Here is an 822-nt window from a genome sequence, read left to right as displayed (position 1 = left end):
CCGAAAGCGTCAACATGTCCTGCGTTTGTCAAAGGGCAAAGTGTTAACCTAACTCATTAATAATACATTTCAGATCTCCTTTCCCTTGACATAAAAATTGAAAGCATCTATGAGTTACAAATTTAGCTCTTTTCGCTTCCTTCGGCTCCAGATCAAATACGGTAAAATTAATGCACAAAGGAACTGGGAAAAGATAAATATAGGCAGTTTCAGCAGCTAAACTCACAAAAAGAGTATTGAAATCCAGTTGGAGTTCTTTTCCTCGGAGCAAGCTTCCAAGTTTCAGCAGCTAAACTCACAAAAAGAGTATTGAAATTTCTCATCGAGATAGATACTCATCGATGGCGAAAAGGTTTCAGCAGCTAAACTCACAAAAAGAGTATTGAAATCCATAATCCTCTCTAACACGGTCTCCAAGTTTTATCTCGTTTCAGCAGCTAAACTCACAAAAAGAGTATTGAAATACCTTAACTAACTTTCTTTCCTAAGAAAGATAAATATGTTTCAGCAGCTAAACTCACAAAAAGAGTATTGAAAGTGGTAAGGAGAGCAGGGGCGAAGTGAAATGGCGATAGTTTCAGCAGATAAACTCAAAATTAATGGAGAAAACCAAGCTTCTTTTATGAGCTTTCCCTCGAGGCAAGTAGCGGATAATCTAGAAATTTATCTACTTGCTACTAGCAGCAATAAATTTACTCAAGGCTCGGATTAGGTCTCTCACAGCGATCGTAACCTTGGGGATAGCAGCAAAGACTAACTCATCTTTTATGATATCATACTCGTGCACAATTCTATTTCTCAAGCTTATAGCTGGGATCATTG

1 CRISPR repeat array is annotated in these 822 nt (G+C 37.7%).

What is annotated here, in order from left to right:
* Window positions 1-206 precede the first annotated feature (206 nt).
* A CRISPR array of direct repeats spans window positions 207-610; the repeat unit is 36 nt; unit sequence GTTTCAGCAGCTAAACTCACAAAAAGAGTATTGAAA.
* Between the last annotated feature and the right edge of the window lie 212 nt (window positions 611-822).

The sequence above is a fragment of the Actinomycetota bacterium genome, assembly GCA_030018275.1.
GTDB lineage: Bacteria > Actinomycetota > Aquicultoria > Subteraquimicrobiales > Subteraquimicrobiaceae > Subteraquimicrobium.
This window is presented reverse-complemented; position numbering and strand designations above follow the sequence as displayed.